At 63.3% G+C, this 23,053-nt stretch carries 18 protein-coding genes; 17 read left to right on the top strand and 1 reads right to left on the bottom strand.

Features of this window, described 5'->3' with window-relative positions:
* Positions 1 to 10: 10 nt before the first annotated feature.
* From BUA41_RS08675 to pstB, 15 genes are all read left to right on the top strand, one after another.
* Complete coding sequence (locus tag BUA41_RS08675) at positions 11 to 1,780, top strand: VWA domain-containing protein (protein WP_072821792.1); 1,770 nt, start codon at positions 11 to 13, stop codon at positions 1,778 to 1,780.
* The gene (locus BUA41_RS08680; protein WP_072821793.1) at positions 1,773 to 2,594 is read left to right on the top strand and encodes a class II glutamine amidotransferase; all 822 of its coding nucleotides are present in this window, start codon (positions 1,773 to 1,775) and stop codon (positions 2,592 to 2,594) included. The genes BUA41_RS08675 and BUA41_RS08680 overlap by 8 nt, the downstream gene beginning before the upstream one ends.
* Positions 2,595 to 2,752: 158 nt before the next feature.
* Complete coding sequence (locus BUA41_RS08685; protein ID WP_072821794.1) at positions 2,753 to 4,420, top strand: AMP-binding protein; 1,668 nt, start codon at positions 2,753 to 2,755, stop codon at positions 4,418 to 4,420.
* A gap of 128 nt (positions 4,421 to 4,548) precedes the next feature.
* Positions 4,549 to 5,910: an MBL fold metallo-hydrolase gene (locus BUA41_RS08690; protein WP_072821796.1), complete on the top strand. Its 1,362-nt coding sequence runs from the start codon at positions 4,549 to 4,551 to the stop codon at positions 5,908 to 5,910.
* A gap of 119 nt (positions 5,911 to 6,029) precedes the next feature.
* A complete protein-coding gene (gene hrpA / locus BUA41_RS08695) occupies positions 6,030 to 10,064 on the top strand; it encodes an ATP-dependent RNA helicase HrpA (protein WP_084671317.1) in 4,035 nt (1,344 codons plus the stop codon).
* A gap of 71 nt (positions 10,065 to 10,135) precedes the next feature.
* A complete protein-coding gene (locus BUA41_RS08700; RefSeq protein ID WP_072821800.1) occupies positions 10,136 to 11,263 on the top strand; it encodes a beta-ketoacyl-ACP synthase III in 1,128 nt (375 codons plus the stop codon).
* Positions 11,260 to 12,000, top strand: coding sequence for an MlaA family lipoprotein (locus BUA41_RS08705; RefSeq protein WP_072821802.1), 741 nt, complete (start codon positions 11,260 to 11,262; stop codon positions 11,998 to 12,000). The genes BUA41_RS08700 and BUA41_RS08705 overlap by 4 nt, the downstream gene beginning before the upstream one ends.
* A gap of 13 nt (positions 12,001 to 12,013) precedes the next feature.
* A complete protein-coding gene (locus BUA41_RS08710) occupies positions 12,014 to 13,189 on the top strand; it encodes a PP2C family protein-serine/threonine phosphatase (RefSeq protein ID WP_072821804.1) in 1,176 nt (391 codons plus the stop codon).
* Positions 13,176 to 13,682: an STAS domain-containing protein gene (locus BUA41_RS08715; protein WP_072821806.1), complete on the top strand. Its 507-nt coding sequence runs from the start codon at positions 13,176 to 13,178 to the stop codon at positions 13,680 to 13,682. The genes BUA41_RS08710 and BUA41_RS08715 overlap by 14 nt, the downstream gene beginning before the upstream one ends.
* A gap of 87 nt (positions 13,683 to 13,769) precedes the next feature.
* Positions 13,770 to 14,246 carry a cytochrome b/b6 domain-containing protein gene (locus tag BUA41_RS18930; RefSeq protein WP_175546951.1) on the top strand — a complete coding sequence of 159 codons (477 nt, stop codon included), beginning with the start codon at positions 13,770 to 13,772 and terminating at the stop codon, positions 14,244 to 14,246.
* Between the two features lie 51 nt (positions 14,247 to 14,297).
* Complete coding sequence (locus BUA41_RS08725; RefSeq protein ID WP_072821810.1) at positions 14,298 to 15,485, top strand: Bcr/CflA family multidrug efflux MFS transporter; 1,188 nt, start codon at positions 14,298 to 14,300, stop codon at positions 15,483 to 15,485.
* Between the two features lie 137 nt (positions 15,486 to 15,622).
* A complete protein-coding gene (locus BUA41_RS08730; protein WP_072821812.1) occupies positions 15,623 to 16,636 on the top strand; it encodes a PstS family phosphate ABC transporter substrate-binding protein in 1,014 nt (337 codons plus the stop codon).
* Positions 16,637 to 16,735: 99 nt separating this feature from the next.
* A complete protein-coding gene (gene pstC / locus BUA41_RS08735) occupies positions 16,736 to 17,992 on the top strand; it encodes a phosphate ABC transporter permease subunit PstC (protein WP_072821814.1) in 1,257 nt (418 codons plus the stop codon).
* Between the two features lie 16 nt (positions 17,993 to 18,008).
* Positions 18,009 to 19,175, top strand: coding sequence for a phosphate ABC transporter permease PstA (gene pstA, locus BUA41_RS08740; protein WP_072821816.1), 1,167 nt, complete (start codon positions 18,009 to 18,011; stop codon positions 19,173 to 19,175).
* Positions 19,176 to 19,212: 37 nt separating this feature from the next.
* The gene (gene pstB / locus BUA41_RS08745; RefSeq protein ID WP_072821818.1) at positions 19,213 to 20,070 is read left to right on the top strand and encodes a phosphate ABC transporter ATP-binding protein PstB; all 858 of its coding nucleotides are present in this window, start codon (positions 19,213 to 19,215) and stop codon (positions 20,068 to 20,070) included.
* Here pstB and BUA41_RS08750 read toward each other — a convergent pair.
* The gene (locus BUA41_RS08750) at positions 20,051 to 21,262 is read right to left on the bottom strand and encodes an MFS transporter (RefSeq protein WP_072821820.1); all 1,212 of its coding nucleotides are present in this window, start codon (positions 21,260 to 21,262) and stop codon (positions 20,051 to 20,053) included. The two genes, pstB and BUA41_RS08750, sit on opposite strands and share 20 nt — an antisense overlap.
* 323 nt (positions 21,263 to 21,585) lie before the next feature.
* Here BUA41_RS08750 and BUA41_RS08755 point away from each other — a divergent pair, with 323 nt between their 5' ends.
* Positions 21,586 to 22,221: an ABC transporter ATP-binding protein gene (locus BUA41_RS08755; RefSeq protein ID WP_072821822.1), complete on the top strand. Its 636-nt coding sequence runs from the start codon at positions 21,586 to 21,588 to the stop codon at positions 22,219 to 22,221.
* Complete coding sequence (locus tag BUA41_RS08760) at positions 22,212 to 23,009, top strand: ABC transporter permease (RefSeq protein WP_072821824.1); 798 nt, start codon at positions 22,212 to 22,214, stop codon at positions 23,007 to 23,009. The genes BUA41_RS08755 and BUA41_RS08760 overlap by 10 nt, the downstream gene beginning before the upstream one ends.
* The last annotated feature ends 44 nt before the right edge of the window (positions 23,010 to 23,053 follow it).

Consider the following 23,053-nt stretch of genomic DNA (forward strand, 5'->3'; position numbering starts at 1 on the left):
GGGCATCGACATGCGAGTACTGGTTGCGGGGGTGTTGGCGCTGTTCCTGCTGGGGACGACCTGTAGCTGGGCTCAGGAAAGCCCCGACGTGCGGCTGGTAGTCGATGTGTCGGGAAGCATGAAGCAGAACGACCCCAACCGGTTGAGCGGTAGTGCGCTGGAATTGCTGGTCTCGCTGTTGCCTTCCGGTGTCACCGGCGGGTTATGGACCTTCGGGAGCGAAGTCACCAATCCGCTTCCTTCTTCCACGGTCGATCAGGCCTGGCGGGAACGGGCGCTGGCCTTGAAGCCGGCCCTGGTCGATTACCAGCAGTTCACCGATATCGAACGTGCCGTGCGCGAGGCAGCACGGGCGAGTTCGGGGGCGGGTGAGCGGCATCTCATCCTGCTCACCGATGGCGTCGTGGACATTCCCGCCGCCAGGGACGACAAGCGTCGCCAGGACACCGCCTCGCGCAAGCGTCTGCTCGATGACGTCGTGCCCCGGCTTGCCGAGGAGGGCGTGGTCATCCACACCGTCGCCTTCTCCCCGGACGTGGATCAGTCCCTGGTCCGGCAGATGGCCAGCACGACCGGAGGGCTCGCCACGGTCGCCGAGACCCCGGAGGCGCTGCTGCGCGCCTTTCTGGACGTGATCGACCGCATCTTCCCGGTCGATCAGGTGCCGCTCGAGGAAGATACATTCGCCATCTACCGGCAGGTCGATGCCTTTTCCGCCTTGCTGTTCCATGGCCCCGATGCGCCGCCCCTGGCGCTGATAGGCCCCGATGGCAAGCGCTATACCGCCGAGGATCATCCCGAGGATATCCAGTGGCAGGCTCAGGGGCGCTTCGACGTCATCACCATTCCCGATCCCGAGACGGGGGAGTGGCAGATCGAGGGGCGCATCGGTCGGGATAGCCGCATCAACGTCGATTCCTCCCTGTCGCTTCGTGTCGAGGAATTGCCGACGGTGCTCTACATGGACTTTTCCACCCGGCTCGAGGCCTGGGTGGAGAATCAGGGGTCGCCCCTGACCGCCGACAGTGAGCCCGACAACCTGGTGCTGCGCGCCGAGCTGGAGAACGCCCAGGGCCAGGTCGAGCAATCGGTGCGACTCGAACGTACCAATGACCATTTCGCGGGCAGCCTTCCGGCACCGGACTTCGTGGGGAGCGGACGCTTGCTGCTGACCGCCATCAGCGGCGACTTCGTCCGTCAGCGCCAGCAGGCGGTAAGTGTTCGTGCTGCGGTCAGTGCCCGGGTCGATGAATCGGCGAACCGGGTCTTGTTGCATGCCGAGCATCCTCGGCTTCGCGACGACAACACGCGCATCAGAGCACGGTTGCAAGGCCAGGAATTGCCTGTCGACACCGTCGATCACCGTGATTGGCGTATCGAACTGCCCGAACTCGACCCGGACATCACGGTACCGCTCGAGTTGACGGCCACCGTGACCCTGGAGGGAGAGACTCGCGTCCTCGAGTTGCCGACGCTGCATCTCAATGCCGATGCCGCCAGGGGGGTGGGCAGTGTTCGTCTGGATCGTGAGGGGCTGAGCGGAGAAAGCCTGCAGCCGGCCGCGAGCGAAGAGGAGCCGGAAGCCTCGCTGGCGGACAGGGTCGGCGACAACCTGAGTCGCATTGCCAATACGGTGCCACGCCTGGTGCGGGAGCATCGCGATGATCCCGCGGGCTGGATGGCGATTGCCACCGGCGTGATCCTGATACTCATCGTCTTGCTGTGGAGGCGTCGCGCGGCATACCGTCGCCGACGGCCCCGGGAGGAACCCCATGTGTGAGTTGCTGGGCATGAGTGCCAACGTGCCCACGGACATCTGTTTCAGTTTCACTGGTTTTCTGCGCCGGGGAGGCGAGACCGGGCCGCATGGAGACGGCTGGGGGATCGCCTTCTACGAACAGGGAGGCTATCGCGAATTTCGTGATCCGCACCCGTCGGCGGACTCGCCCATCGCCCGCCTGATCTGCGAGTACCCCATCAAGTCGAACATCGTGATCAGTCATATCCGGCAAGCCAACGTGGGCAATGTGGGTCTGGCCAATACCCATCCATTCTCCCGGGAAATGTGGGGGCGCCAGTGGGGCTATGCCCATAACGGGCAACTCCAAGGGTGGCAGACGCTCGAGCTGTCGTTCTACCGGCCGATTGGCCGTACCGATAGCGAACACGCCTTCTGCTGGCTTTTAGGAGAGTTGCGCAAGCGCTTTCCCCAGCCTCCGGAGGACCCGGGGGCCTTGTGGGAGACGTTGCATGGGTTGTGCGAGCGCCTCAGAGCGCTGGGCGTGTTCAACCTGCTTCTTTCGGATGGCCACTACCTCTACTGCTTTTGCTCCACGAAGCTGGTGCATATCACGCGACGCGCGCCCTTCGGCAAGGCGCGGTTGCGTGACGCGGATCTGATCGTCGATTTCGTCGAGCACACCACCAGCAACGACATCGTCTCGGTGATCGCCACCGAGGCATTGACCGACAACGAGGAGTGGACGCGCATGAGCCCGGGCGAGTTGCTGGTTTGGCGACACGGCGAGATCAGCGCTCGCTATGGCCACGACACCGTTGCATCCGAGGTGGCATCATCGATGCATAAACTATAGTTTCAAGCGGGTGTTTTAATACAGTTGACGCTGTTATAAAGGGCTTTGGCCTTGGGAAGTGAGCCCGGCACCCACGAGTACGCTCCTTTCGAAATGCATTCGAGTGGGAGCAAAAACAAGAAGCCGTCTTCAGGCGACGGCATTGCGGAGAACTGTTCATGAGTCAGCACGCCACTGCCCCCATTCTGTCCGGTCCGGCCCTGGAAGGGTTGGAAGAGTATGCTTCGGTGATGGATGTCTTCCATGCCTCGGTCAAGCGCTTCGCGGACAAGCCGGCGTTCAGCTGCATGGGGCAGGTGTTGACCTATCGGGAACTGGATCGCCTGTCGGCGGATTTTGCCGCCTGGCTGCAGAGCGAGACCGATCTCGAACCCGGGGATCGCATCGCCATTCAGCTTCCCAACGTCCTGCAGTTTCCCGTGGCGGTATTCGGGGCGCTGCGTGCCGGCCTGGTGGTGGTCAACACCAATCCGCTCTATACCGAGCGCGAGATGCAGCACCAGTTCAGCGATTCGGGAGCCAAGGCGATCGTCATTCTGGCGAACATGGCCGACAAGCTGGAGCGGGTACTCAAGCGTACCGAGATCAAGCATGTCCTGGTGACCGAACTGGGCGATCTGCATGGGTTCCCCAGGCGATTGCTGATCAACGCGGTGGTCAAGTACGTCAAGAAGATGGTGCCGCGCTACTCCCTGCCAACGCAGGTCGGCTTTCGTCACGCCCTGGCGAAGGGACGTGGGCTGGAGCACCGCGAGGTGCCGCGCCAACTCGAGGATATCGCGGCATTGCAGTACACCGGCGGCACCACTGGCCTGGCCAAAGGGGCGATGCTCACCCATGCCAACCTGGTGGCCAACATGCTCCAGGCGCGGATACTGATGTCGGGGGTGTTCGGCGAGGGTTGCGAGACCATCGTGGCCCCGCTGCCGGTCTACCACATCTACACCTTCACCGTGAACTGTCTGCTGATGATGGAGACCGGCAATCACACGGTGCTGATCACCAACCCCCGGGACATCGACGGTTTCATCAAGACCCTGAAATCGATCCGGTACACCGGCTTCGTGGGGCTCAACACGCTGTTCAACGCCTTGTGCAATCGCGAGGAGTTCCGGGCGCTGGATTTCTCCCCGTTGAAGCTGACCATCTCCGGCGGCATGGCCTTGACCAAGGTGGTGGCCAAGCGCTGGGAAGAGGTGACGGGCTGTCCGGTGACCGAAGGCTACGGATTGACCGAAACCTCCCCGATCGTCTCCTTCAACCCCCCGGATGCCATTCAGCTGGGCACCATCGGCAAGCCGGTGTCGGACACCTCGGTCAAGGTCATCGATGCCGAGGGCCAAAGCCTGCCGTTCGGCGAGCCCGGGGAACTGTGCGTCAAGGGCCCTCAGGTGATGAAGGGCTACTGGCAGCGCCCCGATGAAACCGCCACGGTGATCGACGACGAGGGCTGGTTCCGCACCGGCGATGTCGCCGTGTTGCAGGATGACGGCTATATCCGCATCGTCGATCGCAAGAAGGACATGATCATCGTCTCGGGCTTCAACGTCTATCCCAACGAGATCGAGGATGTGGTGGTCGGGCACCCGGATGTGATCGAGGCGGCTGCCGTGGGGGTTCCCGACGAGAACTGTGGCGAGATCATCAAGCTCTTCGTGGTTTCGCGCAACGAGGACCTGGATGCCGACGCCCTGCGTGCCTGGTGCCGCAAGGAGCTGACGGCCTACAAGGTACCCAAGCTGATCGAGTTTCGCGACGAGTTGCCCAAGACCAACGTGGGCAAGGTGCTTCGGCGCGAGCTTCGCGACGGCAAGGGCGAGGGGTAGGCAGACATTTCGGGAAGGAGGTGTTGAAGAAACACCGCGTCGATTCCATATTGCATAGTGATAACGATAGAGGAGGCGGCTATTTGCCTGCTTTTTCTGCAGCGTTTTCACCAGTGGAGGAGACCGGAATGATCCTCGAGAAAATCAAGTCAGAAGGAATTGCACACCTCTCCTACATGGTGGTCGACGGCAACGAGGCCGCGGTCATCGACCCGCGCCGGGACATCGAGGTCTATCTCGATATCGCCCGGCGCGAGGGTGCAAACATCACCCACGTCTTCGAGACGCATCGCAATGAAGACTACGTGGTGGGTTCGAAAGCCCTGGCTCAGGCCACCGGCGCGCGGGTGTTTCATGGCCAAGGTGGCGAGGTGGACCACGCCGAACCGGTACAGGAGGGTCAGACCTTCGAACTCGGCAGCGCCCGCCTGAGCATACTGGAAACCCCGGGGCATACCTTCGACAGCATCAGCATCGTGCTGGCGGATACCGCCTTCAGTGATGAGCCGGTAGCGGTTTTCACCGGTGATGCGCTGTTCATCGGCGATGTCGGGCGCACCGATTTCTACCCGGACCGGCGCGAGGAGACGGCCGCCAAGCTCTATGACAGTATCTTCGACAAGCTGCTGCCCCTGGGCGATGGCGTTCAGCTCTATCCGGCCCATGGGGCAGGTTCCGTCTGCGGCAGCGGCATGGCCGATCGGGAGTTTTCCACCCTGGGTTACGAGCGTCGCTACAATCCCATGCTGCAACACGGGCGAGACGAGTTCATCAAGCTCAAGCGCGATGAGCACCATTACCAGCCGCCCTATTTTCGCAAGATGGAAGAACTCAACAGTGCCGCACCCGAACGGCATGCCCTGCCGCATCCCAAGGCACTGGCGCCGGGCCAGTTCGCGAAGCGCTGCCAGGATGGATTGAAAGTGCTCGATCTGCGCACTCCCGAGGCCTTCTGCGGCGCCCATATCCCGGGAAGCCTGTCGATGCCCGCGGACGTGGCGCCGGCCTACATCGGCTGGATGGTCTCCTACGACGACGAACTGGGGCTGGTGATCGACGAGCCCGGTGACATCGACGAGTCGTTGCGAGCCCTGTATCGCCTGGGCTACGACAAGGTATCCGCCTATCTGACCCCGGGCATGACCGCCTGGGAAGCCAGCGGAGCGGATTACGCGGTGATTCCCACCATTTCTGCAGCCAGACTGTTGCAGCGCTACGAACGCAGCGAGGACTTCGTGCTGCTCGATGTGCGTGCCATCGACGAATACGAAGCGGGGCACCTGGAAAATGCCACGCACATCTACCTGGGGCATCTGCCCGAGCGTCTTGACGAGCTGCCCAGGGACAAGCCCATCGTGACCTTCTGCGGCAGCGGCAAGCGTGCTGCGGTAGCGGCATCGTTGCTGAGCCAGCATGGCTTCGAGAACGTGGAGAATTGCCTCGGCTCCATGTCCGCCTGCAAGAACCTCGGTTGCAGGATTGTTCGCTGACGCTATCGCCGCAATCGACAGGCTCGATTAGGCAACCCATCCCAGTGGCGATACAATGTGTGGCCCGCCCCGGCGCCACTGGGGCGGGTACTTTGTTCCCATCTTCGACGAGGTTGTCTTTGAGCAGCACGCTCCCATCTTCTTCCACCGACGAATACGCCGAACTGGCCGCCCTCAGGAAACGACTCGACGACTGCCTGTTGCAGGACGCCCTCTCCCTGGGGGGGCGCCTCGACGGGCTGGAGCGTCGAATTCGCCAAGGCAAGCCCGCGGACCGGGGATTGGGGGAGATCGCCAGACGCCTGGAGGCTTCTCGCAGAAGGCTGGATGAACGGCGCCGCTTGAGCGTCAGCCTGAACTATCCGCCGTCACTGCCCGTGGTCGAGCACCGGGAAGAGTTGCTCGAAGCCCTCGAGTCGCATCAGGTCGTCGTCGTGGCTGGCGAAACCGGCTCGGGGAAAACCACCCAGCTTCCCAAGTTGTGCCTGGAACTCGGCCTGGGTCGACGCGGCCTGATCGGACACACCCAGCCCCGCCGCCTGGCGGCACGCTCCGTCGCCACCCGGCTGGCCGAAGAGCTGGAAGTGCCCCTGGGAGAGCAGGTCGGCTATCAGATACGCTTCACCGACCAGACCAACGAGCGCACCCTGGTCAAGCTGATGACCGACGGCATCCTGCTCGCCGAGACCCAGCATGATCCGGATCTCAGTCGCTACGAGGCGGTCATCATCGACGAGGCCCACGAGCGCAGCCTCAACATCGATTTCCTGCTGGGCTACCTCAAGCGCCTGATGCCCCGGCGCCCGGATCTCAAGATCATCATCACCTCGGCGACCATCGACGTGGAGCGTTTTGCTGCCCATTTCGCCAAGCCCCGATCACAAGGAAAGCCGCAACCGGCCCCGGTGGTGCAGGTCTCCGGGCGCACCTACCCCGTGGAGGTGCGCTATCGGCCCCTGGTGCGCGACGCCGACGATGAAGAGGATCGCACCCTGCAGGAGGGGATCGTGCACGCCATGGAAGAGGTCGAGGCCATCGAGCGCGAGAAGCGCTGGTTCGGCGGCCCCCGGGACGTGCTGATCTTCCTGCCCGGGGAGCGGGAGATTCGCGAAACCGCCGACACGCTGCGCCGGGCCGACTTCAAGCATACCGAGGTCCTGCCGCTCTACGCCCGCCTGTCCAACGCGGAGCAGAACCGGGTGTTTCAGTCGCACACCGGGCGTCGCATCGTGCTGGCGACGAATGTGGCCGAGACGTCATTGACGGTGCCCGGGATTCGCTACGTGATCGATCCGGGCCTGGTGCGCATCAGTCGCTACAGCTACCGAGCCAAGGTGCAACGACTGCCCATCGAGCCGGTGAGCCAGGCCAGCGCGGATCAGCGCAAGGGGCGCTGCGGGCGTATCGCCGAAGGGGTGTGCATCCGTCTCTACAGCGAGGAGGACTTTCTTGCGCGACCCGAGTTCACCGAGCCCGAGATACAGCGCACCAACCTGGCCTCGGTCATCCTCTCGATGCTCTCCCTGAAGCTGGGTGACATTGCGGCATTCCCCTTCGTCGATGCACCGGATTCGCGCTTCGTCAAGGATGGCTTTCGCCTGCTGTTCGAGCTGGGTGCGGTGGATGAGGGCAACCGGCTGACGTCGACCGGCCGGCGGCTGGCCCGACTGCCCATCGACCCGCGCCTGGCACGCATGGTGCTGGCCGGCGCCGAACGGGAATGCCTGCGCGACGTGTTGATCGTGGTCAGCGCCCTGTCGGTGCAAGACCCGCGAGAACGACCCGCGGACAAGCGCCAGGCCGCCGACCAGGCTCACAAGCGCTGGGAAGACCCGGATTCGGACTTCGTTGCCTGGCTCAATCTGTGGGAGGGGTTCGAGGCGGCCCGGAGCGAGCTTTCCGGCAACCAGCTGCGGCGCTGGTGTCGCGAGCACTTCATCAATTATCTGCGGGTACGTGAGTGGCACGATACCTACCGTCAGTTGCGCCAGTTGCTGCGCGACATGGATATCCACCTGCCTGCAACGCCAAAGCCTCTGGAGGCCGGCTCTCGAAACGCGGAGACGGAGGGTATCGATCGCGAAACGCTCAAGCGGCAGCACAACCGGCTGCACCAGGCCCTGCTGAGCGGTTTGCTGTCGAATATCGGCCAGTTCATCGAGAACCGCGAATACCTGGGGGCGCGCAACCGTCGCTTCATGATCCACCCGGGATCGGGCCTGGCCAGGAAGACGCCGAAATGGGTCATGGCCGGGGAGCTCGTCGAGACCTCGCGGCTCTTCGCCCGGGAAGTGGCGCGTATCCAGCCCGAGTGGATCGAGCCCCTGGCCGGGCACCTGAGCAAGCGCAGCTACAGCGAGCCTCACTGGGAAATGAAGCGCGCCCAGGTGGTGGCGTTCGAGCAGGTGACGCTGTTCGGCTTGCCGATCGTCGCCCGGCGCAAGGTGCACTATGGGCCGATCGCCCCGCGGGAGGCGCGGGAGATTTTCATCCGCCGCGCCCTGGTCGAAGGGGAGTACCGGACCAACGCCGACTTCTTCACCCATAACCGAGCCCTGATCGATGAAGTGGAAAACCTTGAAGATCGTGCGCGAAAGCGCGATATTCTGATTGATGAAGAAACACTGTTCGATTTCTACGATCGGCTGCTTCCCGAAGGCATCGTCAACGGCAAGGGGTTCGAACATTGGCGCCGCAAGGCCGAAGCCGACGATCCGGACATGCTCAAGCTGGACAAGGCGACGCTGCTGGCGCGTGAGGTCGACGATATCAGTGCCGCCCAGTACCCGGACGAACTGGTGCTGAACGGTGTCAGCTATCCATTGAGCTACCATTTCGCGCCGGGTGCCGAGGATGATGGGGTGACCATGACCGTACCGGCTGCCATGCTCTCGCAACTGCCGCGCCACCGCCTCGAGTGGTTGGTGCCGGGTCTGTTGCGGGAAAAGGCCATCGCGCTGCTCAAATCGCTGCCCAAGTCGGTTCGTCGCCAGGTCGTGCCGATTCCCGACTGGGTGGATGCCGCACTGGAGAGCATCGCGCCGGACAACCGGCCCCTGACCGAAGCGCTGGGTGAGTTCCTGCGCGTCAAGACCGGCCTGCGACTGTCGCCGGACGACTGGCGTCAGGAACAGCTGGAACCCCATCTGCACATGAATCTGAAGGTGGTGGATCACGAGGGGCGATACCTGGGCCAGGGCCGCGACCTGGCGGCGCTCGAACGCCGTTTTTCCGCTGCCGCCGAAGCGGGGGCGCAGGCGCTTGGCGAGTCCACTGCCGCCTCGGAGGATGTCGATGAGCTGCCCGAGACGCCATTGGCCGAGTCGCATGCCACCAGCCAGGCCGGCATTCGGGTCGAGGCCTATCCGGCCTTGATCGAGGGCAAGCCGAGTGGCGACGGCAAGAGACGCCTGGCCATCGCCATGTTCGATCACCCCATGAAGGCTCGGGAGGCTCATCGCCAAGGTATCAAGCGGCTGGCCATGCAGCGCTTGCCGGATCAGGTCAAGGCGCTCAAGGGCTTGAAGGGGTTGGACCGCTGTGCGCTGCTGTTCGCCAAGGTCGGCAGCAAGCCGCAGTTACTGGAGGATCTGGTCGAAGCGGTCTTCCTGCACGAGATCGCCTTTGACCCCCTGCCGCGCTCTCGACAGGCGCTCGAGGCCCGGCTGGATGAACGGCGTGGTCGGCTGGTGGCCTATGGCGAAGCACTGGTTCCCGTGCTGCACAAGGCGCTGGAAGGGCACCTGGCAGTGACGCAGGCGTTGAAGGGCAATCTCAGCCTGTCTCTGGCACTGGTGTACAGCGACCTCAAGGCTCAGATGCAGCGTCTGGTGCATCCCGGCTTCATCAGCGAGGCCGGCGAATGGCTCAACGAATACCCGCGTTACATGCAGGCGGCGCAGATTCGTCTCGAAAAGGCGCCCCGCGAGCGCATGCGCGATCAGATGGCCATGCAGGAAGTGCAGGATTTCGAGGCACGCTTGATCAATCGACGCCAGGCCGAACAGCAGCGGGGCGAGGAGGCACCGGCCCTGGACGAGTTCGGCTGGTGGCTCGAGGAGTTCCGGGTATCGCTGTTCGCCCAGCAGTTGGGCACGCGCATGCCTGTTTCAGCCAAGCGTCTCGAACGTCGCTGGGCCGAGATCATCGGCTAGTGGCAGACACTGCCAGGACGATTCGAGAACCATAACGGCGACCACGGGCGCGCCGTCGCAAGGAGAAAGAGATGACACATGCCGTGATTACCGGCACCGGCCTGTACACCCCGGAACACGCCATCGACAACGATGCCCTGGTGGCCTCCTTCAATACCTGGGTCGACAGAGAGAATGCGCGCCAGGCGGATGCCATCAAGCGAGGGGAACGGGAGCCCCTGGCCTATTCCAGCACGGAATTCATCGTCAAGGCGTCGGGCATTCATAGCCGCTACGTACTGGATGCCGAAGGCATTCTCGACCCCGATCGCATGCGTCCGCGCCTGCCCCGGCGCGCCAACGACGAAGACTCGATCCAGTGCGAGATGGGCGTGGTAGCGGCACGGGAGGCGCTGGACCGGGCCGGGGTGGAGGCCGGCGATATCGACCTGCTGATCGTCGCCTGCTCCAATCTCGAGCGCTCCTATCCGGCGGTCGCGGTGGAATTGCAGATGGCACTGGGCACGCGAGGTTACGCCTTCGACATGAACGTCGCCTGCAGCTCCGCCACCTTCGCCATCGATACTGCCGCGAATGCCATCGGCAACGGCAGCATCCAGCGGGCATTGGTGGTCAGTCCTGAAATCTGTTCGGCCCACCTGAATTTTCGCGACCGTGACAGCCATTTCATCTTCGGCGATGCCTGTACCGCGATCGTGATCGAAGCCGATGACATCGCCACCGCCGCATCCCGCTTCGAGATCCTCGGGACGCGCCTGGTCACGCGCTATTCGAATGCCATCCGCAACAACGCCGGCTTTCTCAATCGTGTGACCGATAGCGACCCCCTGGCGGAAGACAAGCTATTCGTGCAGGAAGGGCGCCGGGTGTTCAAGGAGGTGTGCCCGATGGTGGCGCAGCTCATCACCGAACATCTGGCCTCTGCCCAGGTGAGCGGTGATCGACTGGCGCGGTTGTGGCTGCACCAGGCCAATCGCCACATGAATGATCTGATCGCGAGGCGCGTGCTCGGTGTCGAGCCGACGCCGGAGCAGGCCCCGGTCATCCTCGATCGCTATGCCAATACCAGTTCGGCCGGTTCGATCATCGCCTTTCACTTGCATCGAGACGACCTGCCCGACAACGCCCTGGGTGTGGTGTGCTCCTTCGGTGCCGGCTACAGTGCTGGCAGTGTGCTGGTACGCAAGGTGACGTCATGAAGAATACCAACAAGCTGCTTGTGACCCTGCTTCTCGGCACCCTGCTGGGTGGTTGTGCCAGTCAGGCACGACAGCAGCCGGAGCCGGTCGATCCCTGGGAGGGCTTCAATCGTCGGGTCTTTGCCTTCAACGAATTCATCGATCGCTATGCCCTCAAGCCCATCGCCCAGGGCTACGACACCATCACACCGCAGCCCGTCCAGAACGGCGTCGGCAACTTCTTCTCCAACCTCGGGGAGATTCGCAACATCGCCAACAGCGCCCTGCAGTGGAAGTGGGCGAATGCCGGGGCGGCATCGGGTCGTTTCCTCGTCAACAGCACCCTGGGGCTGGGGGGCGTGCTGGATCCCGCAAGCCGCATGGAGTGGCAGGCCCGAGACGAGGATTTCGGCCAGACCCTGGCGGTCTGGGGGGTTGCCGAGGGGCCCTATGTGGTATTGCCGCTGCTCGGGGGGCGCACATTGCGCCATGCCGGTGGGATCCCGGCGGACTGGTATACGGATCCGGTCACCTATCTGGACGACGACACGACACGCTACGGGCTGCGCTTTCTCGAACTGGTCGATTTGCGGGCCAGCTTCCTGGAACAGGAGGAGCTGATCCGCGGCGACCGCTACATCTTCCTGCGTGACACTTACCTGCAACGCCGTCGATTCGAAGTCAACGATGGCCGGACAGGGGAGGATCCGTTCGCCAGTGACGACTTCGATTTCGACGACAGCGACTTTGCCGATTAGGGTGCGTGACGCCATGCCCAGTTCGTCAGCACTCCTTGGCCTCATCGACCTGCCCGGCGCCGGACGCGATGCCTTGGTGAAGGCACTTGCCGGTCACGGTTTCGATGTCGTCACCGCGGATGATGTGGAAAACCTGGCCGCCGGGGTAACGCTGGTCGTCGCCCACGCCCGGGCCGTGAGCGACCGGCAGTGGTCCTCGTTGGTTCGAGGCCATCCCGTGCTGGTGATCGCCGAGACCTATGCCGATGATGGGTTGCTCGAGGCAATCAGTGCCGGTGTCGTGGGGCAGGTGGTCGACCCGTTGCGACATGGCGCCGTGTTGTCACGCCTGATCGGGAAGGCACTGGAACAGCGCCAGGTCGCCGAAGCGCACGCCCGAGAACGCGCCGAGCTGATCGAACGCAACGAAACGCTCGAGACCCATCTGGCCATGCTGCGCCTCGATCAGCAGGCCGGGGGACAGATACAGAGCAAGTTGCTGCCTCCCTCGAGATTGTCGGTCAATGGCGTTCAGTGCGAATATTGCCTGACGCCTTCCCTCTACCTCTCCGGCGATTTCCTCGATTTTCAGCGTTTCGATGACCGCTACAGTATCTTCTACTTCGCCGATGTCTCGGGGCATGGCGCCTCGTCGGCCTTCGTGACCGTGCTCCTGAAATATCTCTGCAATCGTTGGCTGAACGAGTGGGATGGCGAGTCGCCGGAGGCGCTGGCTGCCGAATGGCTGACAAGACTCAACGCCGAACTGCTGGACACCGGCATCGACAAGCATGCCACCTTGTTCGTTGGTGTCATTGACCACCAGCGGCGCTATCTGCATTATTCGCTGGGCGCACAGTTGCCGATGCCCTTGCTGGCCAGCGCCGAGGGCCTTGTGGTGCTGGAAGGAGAGGGCATGCCCGTGGGGTTGTTTCCCAAGATGCTTTATTCTTCCTATGGCTGTGCTCTTCCTAGCGAGTTTCGGCTATGGCTCTGCTCGGACGGGGTGCTGGAGTGCTTGCCGGGCAGCACCCTCGAATCGCGACTCGAGGAGCTCTACTCGCGCGTCAGCCGTTGTTCCGATGTGGCATCGCTGCGTGCCGGGTTGGGGGTGGGCCGTCCCTTGGGGGGCGGTGCGATGGAACACCAAGAACTTCCCGATGATCTTACCATCATGAAGCTGAGCGGATTCGACCATGATAACTCATGAAGGGCGACTCAAGGCGGCCTTCGAAGCCGGTGTGTTCGTGCTCAAGCTGTGCGGTGACGTGCGCTTGACCCTCTGTGCCACGCTGGACAAGGAGGCGCAGCGCTTGGCGGCGATGCCGGGACTCAAGACGGTGCTCATCGACCTGCGTGAGGCGACCAACGTGGATTCCACGGCATTGGGCTTTCTGGCCAAGGTGGCCATTGCCGTCCAGGAGCGTGTCGAACATCCTCCGACCATCGTCGTCGATCATCCTGATGTTCGGCGCATGCTCGACGTCATGGGCTTCTCGCGTTACTTCACCCTGGTACGGACGCCCATGACAGAGCCTGAAACGCTTGCCGACCTCCCTCAGGTCGAGTCCGACGAGCAGGGGCTGCAGCACCGCATCCTGGAAGCGCACCGCATCCTGATGCGCATGAACGAGCATAATCGCGAGGAGTTTCAACCCCTGGTGGAACTGCTGGAGGCCCAGGAGGCCAAGTCGGCTCACTAGTTCCCGGCTACTGCCTACTGCCCACCTGTTGCCCTGGCATGGCCATCGGCCTGATTCGTTCAGCACCGATGGCCGGTGCCTCGCCTATTGAGTGCGTGTGGGATTCTCGCCCACGCCGAGCTGGGGACGGGGCGTATCGGCTGTGCTGGGCGGCAGAATGGGGTACGTCACCTTGGGCTGGTCCCCGGTCAGGCTGTGCAGGAAGGCGGTGATGTCCTGTTTCTGCTCGCTGCCGTCGGTGTGATCGGCGTGAGTGGCTGGCTGCTGACCACCGACTGGGGATGGGGAAATTCGACACTCGAGGAGATACACGAAACGGCGGTGAATATCACCCTCGTGGCGATCGCCCTGCGTGTCGGGGCGGCGATCTACGAGGGCCTTTATCAGCGCGAGAATCTGGTCAAGTCGATGTCCACGGGTACAAGCGGCGCCAATAGGGCCGGCGTCAGTCTCGCACTTTCCTGGGCCGCCGGCCGGGTGGCAAGCCGAGAGAAGCGTTCACGGTCGGCAGGGAGGCCGTGGATGTGCTCGGTCAAATCTACTCCCCGATGCTGCTATCATTAGCCTCCTTATCGACGGCGCACCGATTCCGTTGCTGTCTTAGCAAGGAGGCTCATGCAGAAACCGGATTCCCGACGCATCGCCCTGCTGGTCGCAGCGAATACCGCTCTGGCGCCTTTTGCCATCGACGCCTACCTGCCGGCGATCCCTGCGCTGGCCGATGCAATAGAAGCCAGCGTCCACCGTACCGAGCTGTCGATCAGCGTGTTCCTGCTGGGGTTCGCCCTGGGGCAGCTGGTGTTTGGTCCCCTCTCGGATCGCGTTGGCCGCCGTCCGGTGCTGTTCGGCGGCATCGGCGTGTTCCTGTTCGCCAGCCTGGCGATCACTCAGGTCGACTCGCTGGGAATGCTCTGGACGCTGCGCTTCGTGCAGGCTCTGGGCGGTGGAGCCTCGGTGGTCAACTCCGCCGCCATCGTGCGCGATTGTTTCAGCGGGCGCGAAGCGGCCAAGGTGCTGTCGACCATGGTCATGATCATGCTGCTGGCACCGCTGGTCGCACCGGCGCTCGGCAGCCTGCTGCTCTACCTGGCGGACTGGTGGCTGATCTTCGTCTTCCTTGCCGTCTACGCCGCCTTCGTGCTCTGGCTGTTGCGACGCTATCTTCCCGAGACCCACGGTCGTGACCCGGCTGCTCCTGATTTCCGCCGGGTGCTGAGCAACTACCTTGCCGTGCTGCGTCATCGCGAGGCGATGGGGTACATCTGCGCGGTGGCGATGTCCTTCGCGGGCATGTTTGCCTTCATCACCGGGTCGCCTTTCCTGTACATGGAGTATTTCGGCCTGTCGCCTGCTGCCTATCCATTCGTGTTCGGTGCCAACGTCGTCGTCATGGCGGGCTCGAATCGGCTCAACATTCGCCTGCTTCGTTACCGCTCTCCCCAACGCAACCTGCTGCTGGGGCTGGGGGTGCAGCTCGCCAGCGGAGTGTTGCTGGCGGCCGTTCTTGCTCTCGGGCTGGGGTCGCTCTACGTGGTGGCGCCGCTGATGGTGATCTTCGTCGGGATGCAGGGGCTGATCAGCCCCAATGCCATGTCTTCGATGCTCGACCACTTCCCGCGCATGAGCGCGACCGCGACGGCACTGCTGGGCAGCGTGCAATTCTCCTGTGGTGCCCTGGCCGGAATACTGGTCGGTGTCTTCGAGATTCACAGCGCCTGGCCCGTGGTGTTGACCATGCTGGGCGCCGCCGTCATCGGCAACCTGGGGGTGAGGGTATTGTCGGGGGCCGCGTTACGCGGCTGAATGTGTCGGGGGCGTTGGCGAGCCCGTTGGCGCTGGATTATTATTCTGGTGGCGCCTGCTTGTCATGAATCTGTCACTTTCGTTAGGCATCGTGTCTCACGCGAAGGTTGATCACTCTCATCGACAGGAGTTCACGCATGAATCGCATCCTCAAGACAACCGCTATCGCCGCCGCCGTCCTCAGCGTCGCCGGAGTTGCACAAGCGCGGGACCAGGTGCGTATCGTCGGGTCAAGCACCGTCTATCCATTCGCCAGCTATGTCGCCGAGGAGTTCGGGGCCACGACCGATTACCCGACGCCGGTGATCGAGTCCACCGGCTCCGGTGGTGGTCTGCGGCTGTTCTGCAACGGTGTCGGTGAGGGTACGCCGGACATCACCAACGCTTCGCGCCGCATGAAGACATCGGAATTCGAGCGTTGCCAGGAGAACGGCGTCACCGATATCACCGAGGCCAAGATCGGTTACGACGGCATCGCCTTCGCCCAATCGAGCGGTAACGACACGCTGAACCTTACCCGTGAACAGCTGTTCATGGCCCTGGCCGCCAAGGTGCCGCAGGATGGCGAGCTGGTCGACAACCCCTACGAGAAGTGGAGCGACATCGACTCATCGCTGCCGGATCGCGAGATCATCGTCTACGGACCGCCCACCACGTCCGGCACCCGGGACGCCTTCGAGGAGCTGGTCATGGAGGCGGCCTCGGAAGACATGGAAGCCTACGGGGGTGAAGCCTATACCGACATTCGCTCCGACGGCGCCTATATCGATGCCGGCGAGAACGATAACCTGATCGTCCAGCGTCTTTCGGAGAATACCGAGGCCTTCGGCATCTTCGGTTACTCCTTCCTTGAAGAGAACTCCGACAGCCTGAACGGGGCCTCGATCGATGGTGTCGAGCCGGAGCCCGAGGCGATCAGCTCGGGTGAGTATCCGGTGTCGCGTTCGCTGTTCTTCTACGTGAAGAACCAGCATGCCGACGAAGTGCCGGCGATGTACGAGTATGCCACTCTGTTCATGAGTGAGCAGATGATCGCGCCGATGGGTTATCTGAGGGATCTCGGCCTGATCTCGCTGCCGGAGGAAGAGCGCCAGGAGCAACGTAACGCTCTTGAAAGCAAGGAAAAGCTCGAGCTTTCAGCACTCAAGTAAGTGCCTCGGAAAATAGGAGAATAGGCCGATAGCCCTTGCTGTCGGCCTATATCGATGATGAGGCCCGGGTGATTTCGGGTTTATTTCACGAGAGTTCTGATGCCGACCAACCAAATTTACCTGCTGTTCTCCGGCGTGCTCCTGGCCCTGGGGCTGGCTGCCTTCTTCATGGCGCGAGCCCGGGCTTCTCGGTTGCGCGAGAATGGCATGGCGATGTACGCACAGCCGGACCAGTATGCCTGGTTTTCGGTATTGACGACGGCAGGACCCGCGGTGCTGGTAGGGGCACTCGGCGCCTTCGTCATGCTGCTGATCGGGGCAGAAATTCCCACGCTCTACCTGCTCGGTGCCAGCCTGGTCGTTGCCACGATCGGCCTGCTGGTCGGTCTGATGCAGGTACGTCCCACCTTTCACGCTCGCCAGGCCATCGAGGTGGTGATCCGCGCGGTGCTGGCCACCGCAGCAATGGTCTCGATCGTCACGACCCTGGGCATTCTGCTGTCGATCGTGTTCGAGGCACTCCGGTTCTTCCAGATGCAGAGTTTCTGGGAATTCATCACCGGTACCACCTGGGCGCCGGGTGACAGCTTCCTGGCGGCTGCCGGACGAGCCGACGAGGGTGCCAGTGCGGCCCAGTTCGGGTCGGTACCGCTGTTCGCCGGCACCTTCATCATCACGCTGATCGCGATGCTGGTCGCAATCCCGATAGGGCTGCTGGCGGCCATCTACATGGCCGAGTTCGCGCCGACCCGGGTGCGGACCCTGGCCAAGCCGGTGCTCGAGGTGCTGGCCGGTATTCCCACGGTGGTCTACGGCTTCTTTGCCGCCATCACCGTGGCGCCGGTCATCGTCGATGTCGCCGGATTCTTCGGGCTGGATGCGTCCTTCAACAACGCCCTGGCACCGGGCATCGTGATGGGGATCATGATCATTCCCTTCATTTCATCGCTCTCCGACGACGTGATCAATGCGGTGCCGGACAGCATGCGTCAGGGGTCGCTGGCGCTGGGCATGACCAAGGCGGAGACCATCACCAGTGTCGTGCTGCCCGCCGCCATCCCCGGCATCATCTCGGCCTCGCTGCTGGCGGTATCTCGAGCCCTGGGCGAGACCATGATCGTGGTCATGGCCGCCGGCATGCGGCCCAACCTGACCGCCAACCCGCTGGAAGACATGACCACCGTGACGGTACGCATCGTCGCCGCGCTGACCGGGGACCAGGAGTTCGAGAGTGCCGAGACGCTGTCCGCCTTTGCCCTGGGGCTGGTGCTGTTCGTGGTCACCCTGACACTGAACATGGTGTCGGTGATCATGATCCGTCGCTTCCGCGAAAAATACCGCGCCAACGATCTGTGATGGTAAGGAAGAATCCATGAGTCAATCCTTCGACGAGATCACCGCTCAGCTCAAGCGACGCCATCGCAAGTCGGCACGCCTGAAGTGGGTGTCCATGAGCGCGCTCATTCTGGCCGCAGCCTTTCTGGTGGTGTTCATCAGCGACATGCTCATCAAGGGGTTACCGGCGTTCCAGCAGGCCCAGATCCAGGTCGAGGTGACCTACAGCGAGCAAAGCCAGCAGATGCCCCCGGCAGCAGTGAATGAAGACGTGCGGCGTCTGGTGAGTCGCGGTTTTCTACGCACCCTGCCGAGAGCGATGAAGCAGAATCCGGAGCTGATGGGCACCACCCGCATGGAGTGGGTGCTGGCGGACAGTTCGGTGGACCAGTACCTCAAGGGTAACCATTCCGGGCTTAAGGAGAGTCAGCGGACCGTCGTCGACAAGCTGGCGGAACAGGGACGGGCGGAGCTGAAATTCAATACCCGCTTCTTCACTTCGGGCGACTCCAAGATGCCCGAGCTGGCAGGGATCGCCGCTGCCGCCATGGGAACGGTCATGACGATGATCGTGACCATGCTGGTGTGTTTCCCGATCGGCGTGATGACCGCAATCTATCTCGAGGAGTTCGCCACCGACAACTGGCTTACCCAGACCATCGAGATCAATATCAACAACCTGGCGGCGGTGCCGTCTATCCTGTTCGGCCTGCTGGGCCTGGCAATCTACATCAACTTCTTCGGCGTGCCGCGCTCGACGCCCATCGTCGGCGGTCTGACGCTGGCCCTGATGACGCTGCCGGTGATCATCATTGCCACCCGGACTGCGCTGCGTAGCGTGCCGGACACCATACGCCAGGCGGCCTTCGGGGTCGGCTGCTCGCGCTGGCAGGTGGTGCGCGACCATGTGCTCCCCGTGTCGCTGCCGGGCATCCTCACCGGGTCGATCATCGGCCTGGCCCAGGCCATGGGAGAGACGGCGCCGCTGATCATCATCGGCATGGTGGCGTTCATTCCCGATGTCTCGGCATCGTTTACCGACGCGTCGACGGTGATGCCCGCGCAGATATTCACCTGGGCCGGCGAGCCGGATCGTGCCTTCGTCGAGAAGACCGCGGGCGGCATCCTGGTACTGCTCGCCGTGCTGATCTCGCTCAATGCCACCGCCGTGTGGCTGCGCAAGAAATTCGAACGTCGCTGGTAAGCATCCTTCAAGCCAACGACACCAACAGGACGAACCCATGATCAACGAACAGATCGCAAGAGCCGAGACCGGGGCGCCGAAGCAGGCACATGACTCGTCACCGGGCCAACCGGTCAGGGTCAACGAGGACGCCAATCACGATCTGAGTATTCGCGTGCGCGACCTCAATCTCTGGTACGGAAAGAATCAGGCGCTCAAGAACGTCAATATCGACATCTTCCAGAAGAACGTCACGGCGCTGATTGGCCCTTCGGGATGCGGCAAGTCGACCTTTCTACGCTGCCTCAATCGCATGAACGACCTGATCAAGAATGTCAGGATCGAAGGGCTCGTCGAGATGGACGGTCGCGATGTCAACGAAGCCAAGATGGACGAGATCGCCCTGCGCCGGCGGGTGGGCATGGTGTTCCAGAAGCCCAACCCGTTCCCCAAGTCGATCTACGAGAACATCGCCTACGCGCCGCGCATGCATGACCTGGTCAGCCGCAAGTCGGATCAGGACGAGCTGGTGGAGCAGGCCCTGCGCGATGCCGGGCTCTGGAACGAGGTCAAGGACAAGCTTGCCGAACCCGGCACCTCGCTTTCGGGGGGGCAGCAGCAACGCCTGTGCATCGCCCGGGCCATCGCGGTGAAACCCGACGTGATCCTGATGGACGAGCCGACCTCGGCGCTGGACCCGATCTCGACGGCAACCATCGAGGACCTGATGGACAAGCTCAAGCAGCAGTTCACCATCGTCACGGTCACCCACAACATGCAGCAGGCGGCGCGGGTCGCGGATTACACGGCCTTCTTCCACCTGGGTGAACTGATCGAGTACAACGACACGCGCATGATGTTTTCCAATCCTCATACCAAGAAGGCCGAGGATTACATTACCGGGCGCTACGGTTGATGGCTGGCGCCGCATCGCGAGAGCAAAAGGCGCTGCGCAAGGCCCAGAGCCCGAGTGCCGGGCCGGGCAACAGCAGCCACACCACCCACAACTCGTAGGCTGCCCATAGCGTCGAGGTGATCGAAATGGCGGGGATGGTCAGGGCGAAACCGATGGCGTTCATGATCGCCAGGGTGGAGCCGACCTGCTCCCGGGGGGCCGTGGCGGCCGCCAGGGCCGAAAATTGTGGCGAATCGGCAATCACGCTGAACCCCCACAGGCACAGCAGCCCGAGCAACAGCAGGGAAGGCGCATCGCCGAGGAGAGGATAAAGCAGCCCGGTCAGCCCCGAGCAGGCGAGGGCCCGGCGCGCCACCTTGAGGCTGCCGATGCGCTTGCTCAAGAAGCCGCCATAGAGGCAACCGATCGTTCCCAGGGCGATGATGGCGAAGGCTAGCCAGGACAGACTCTGGGTCGATAACCCCAAGCGCTGGATCTCCCGGGCGACCAGGAAGGGCACCAGCATCCAGAAGGCATAAAGTTCCCAGCAGTGGCCGAAGTAGCCGCTGGCCACGGCGCGGAAATCACGTTTCCTGAAGGCGGCGAGACCGTCGCGCCAATGCAGGCGACCGCTGGAGGCCGGCAGATGCGGGCCGTCGCCCAGGAAGACGACCAGGGCGCCGCCGAGCAGGGCGAGCCCGGACGCCAGCAGCAAGGGAATCTGCCAGCCGAAGGTGAACGTGACACCTCGCAGCAGATGCGGCAGGGCGGTGCCGAGCGTCAGCATGCCGACCAGCCAGGCAAGTGCCGCACCGGTATGGCGCGGTGTCCAGCCGATCACCATCTTCATGCCCAAGGGATAGATGCCCGCCAGGCACACGCCGGTCAGAAAGCGCAACAGCAAGGCCATCGGTTGGGCGGCGGCGCTGAGGATGAACCCGGCATTGATCAGGGCGCCGACCAGGCAGGAAAAGGCGAAGATGTGGCTGGCGCGGAAGCGATCGGCGAGGCCGGTCGCCGCGATCGTCAAGGTGCCCGCGATGAAGCCGGCCTGGACCATCAAGGTTAGCCGACCCAGCTCGGCTTCCGAGATGCCCAGGTCCCGTTGCAACGCCAGTCCGACCCCGTTGACGCTGAACCACAGGGACGTGCCAAAGAGCTGGGCGATGACGATGATCGCCAGGGGGAAGCGTCTCAACCATTCGTTTTGCATCGCCTAATCATGGGTGGGCCGTGGCGAATTGTCCAAGCGTCGAGTAGTCGTAAAAGACACCGCGTCGACTCAGGAAGTGCTGGAAGCGCTACGCCGGTTGCTCCTGCAGATGGGCTTTGTCGAGACGCGCAAGCATCTTTGACGCGGCGTGCTCAAGGCGAAGTGACGCGTCGAGTTTCGCGGTTTCGATGCATGTCTTGCCGGGAGTAGGTGCCGCCGCATTTTCCAGATTCACAGCACTTCGCCAAGGGCATCGTCGTGGGATGCCGGACGCCGTCTTGCTATGATCGCTGAAAGCTGTCTTGTCTGTCCTGGAGCATGCGATGTCCCGAGGCCTCCCCCTGACGCTCGAACAATTGAGTGTCGGCGTACTCCTGACGCTCGATCTGACCATCACGCCGGGCCAGATCGTGTGTCTTTCCGGCGCCAGCGGCTCGGGCAAGAGCCGGCTGCTTCGCGCCGTGGCGGACCTTGAGCCCCACGATGGTGACGTCCGGCTGGGCGAGCAGGCGCAGTCCCGCATGGCAGGGCATCTGTGGCGCCGACGCGTCATGCTGGTGCCGGCGGAAAGCCACTGGTGGGCGGACAGCGTCGGAGAGCACTTCATTGTCGAGCCCGTCATGGATGATCTCGCGGCGCTCGGTTTCGAGCACGAGGTGCTGGGCTGGCAGGTGAGTCGGCTCTCTTCCGGGGAGAAACAGCGCCTGGCGCTGCTGCGCGCGCTGTGCCGGGGCCCCTCGGCCTTGCTGCTCGACGAACCCACCGCCAATCTGGATGAGACCAGCGTGCACCGGGTGGAAACCTGGCTCATGGCGCGCATCCGCCAGGAGGGCTGGCCGGTGCTCTGGGTGGCTCATGATCCGGGGCAGATCGCGAGAGTCGCCGATCGCCACTTGCGCATCGAGGCGAGACGACTGGTGGACCGGGCGGCGAACGAAGCGGCAAGCCCATGGACGTGATCGCGCTCTCCTGGTGGCAACTGGCCCTGGCAGCGCTGCTGGTCGTGGCGCTGGCGGGCTGTGTCGGCGCCGCGCGACTGGGCATGAGCAAGAGCCTGCTGATCGCCGCAGCACGCACCGTGATTCAGCTCGCCCTAGTCGGCCTGGTGCTGGAAGCACTGTTCGCCTCGGCGCGGCTGCACTGGGTGGCCTTGATGGCGCTGGGCATGCTGCTGATCGCCGGGCGCGAGGTGATGGCCCGCCAGAAACGCCGCCTGCTGGGCGGTTGGGCCTTCGGCATCGGCACCCTGGCGATGTTCCTTTCCTCGTTTACCGTCGCGGTGCTGACCCTGACCGTGATCATCGGCCCCGAGCCCTGGTATCGCCCCCAATATGCCATCCCGCTGCTGGGCATGATGCTCGGCAACACCATGACCGGCGTGGCCCTGGCCCTGGACCGTCTCACGGACACCGCCTGGCGTCAGCGCGGCGTGATCGAGAATCGCCTGATGCTCGGCGAGCGCTGGCAGGAGGCGATCGGCGACATCCGCCGCGAGGCGATGCGCAGCGGCCTGATGCCGATCATCAACGCCATGGCCGCCGCCGGCGTGGTCAGCCTGCCGGGCATGATGACCGGGCAGATACTCGCCGGCAGCCCGCCGGCGCTGGCGGTGAAGTACCAGATACTCATCATGTTCACCATCACCCTCGGCACCGGTTTCGGTACCCTCGTGGCGGTGGCGGCAGGGAGTCGGCGCCTGTTCGATGGTAGGGAGCGGTTGAGGCTGGATCGTCTGGCGCCGCCGTAAGCATGAAGATGCCCGTCTCCGGGTCGAGGAGGACGGGCACCGAA

This window comes from Modicisalibacter ilicicola DSM 19980 (assembly GCF_900128925.1).
Taxonomy (GTDB): domain Bacteria; phylum Pseudomonadota; class Gammaproteobacteria; order Pseudomonadales; family Halomonadaceae; genus Modicisalibacter; species Modicisalibacter ilicicola.

Bases quoted from the DNA above. Each gene is read 5' to 3' on its own strand.
- BUA41_RS08690 (WP_072821796.1), top strand. From the start codon at position 4,549: ATGATCCTCGAGAAAATCAAGTCAGAAGGAATTGCACACCTCTCCTAC.
- pstA (WP_072821816.1), top strand. From the start codon at position 18,009: ATGAGTCAATCCTTCGACGAGATCACCGCTCAGCTCAAGCGACGCCAT.
- pstC (WP_072821814.1), top strand. From the start codon at position 16,736: ATGCCGACCAACCAAATTTACCTGCTGTTCTCCGGCGTGCTCCTGGCC.
- BUA41_RS08750 (WP_072821820.1), bottom strand. From the start codon at position 21,262: ATGCAAAACGAATGGTTGAGACGCTTCCCCCTGGCGATCATCGTCATC.
- BUA41_RS08685 (WP_072821794.1), top strand. From the start codon at position 2,753: ATGAGTCAGCACGCCACTGCCCCCATTCTGTCCGGTCCGGCCCTGGAA.
- BUA41_RS08710 (WP_072821804.1), top strand. From the start codon at position 12,014: ATGCCCAGTTCGTCAGCACTCCTTGGCCTCATCGACCTGCCCGGCGCC.
- BUA41_RS08705 (WP_072821802.1), top strand. From the start codon at position 11,260: ATGAAGAATACCAACAAGCTGCTTGTGACCCTGCTTCTCGGCACCCTG.
- pstB (WP_072821818.1), top strand. From the start codon at position 19,213: ATGATCAACGAACAGATCGCAAGAGCCGAGACCGGGGCGCCGAAGCAG.
- BUA41_RS08680 (WP_072821793.1), top strand. From the start codon at position 1,773: ATGTGTGAGTTGCTGGGCATGAGTGCCAACGTGCCCACGGACATCTGT.
- BUA41_RS08675 (WP_072821792.1), top strand. From the start codon at position 11: ATGCGAGTACTGGTTGCGGGGGTGTTGGCGCTGTTCCTGCTGGGGACG.
- BUA41_RS08755 (WP_072821822.1), top strand. From the start codon at position 21,586: ATGTCCCGAGGCCTCCCCCTGACGCTCGAACAATTGAGTGTCGGCGTA.
- BUA41_RS08725 (WP_072821810.1), top strand. From the start codon at position 14,298: ATGCAGAAACCGGATTCCCGACGCATCGCCCTGCTGGTCGCAGCGAAT.
- BUA41_RS08730 (WP_072821812.1), top strand. From the start codon at position 15,623: ATGAATCGCATCCTCAAGACAACCGCTATCGCCGCCGCCGTCCTCAGC.
- BUA41_RS08700 (WP_072821800.1), top strand. From the start codon at position 10,136: ATGACACATGCCGTGATTACCGGCACCGGCCTGTACACCCCGGAACAC.
- BUA41_RS08715 (WP_072821806.1), top strand. From the start codon at position 13,176: ATGATAACTCATGAAGGGCGACTCAAGGCGGCCTTCGAAGCCGGTGTG.
- BUA41_RS08760 (WP_072821824.1), top strand. From the start codon at position 22,212: ATGGACGTGATCGCGCTCTCCTGGTGGCAACTGGCCCTGGCAGCGCTG.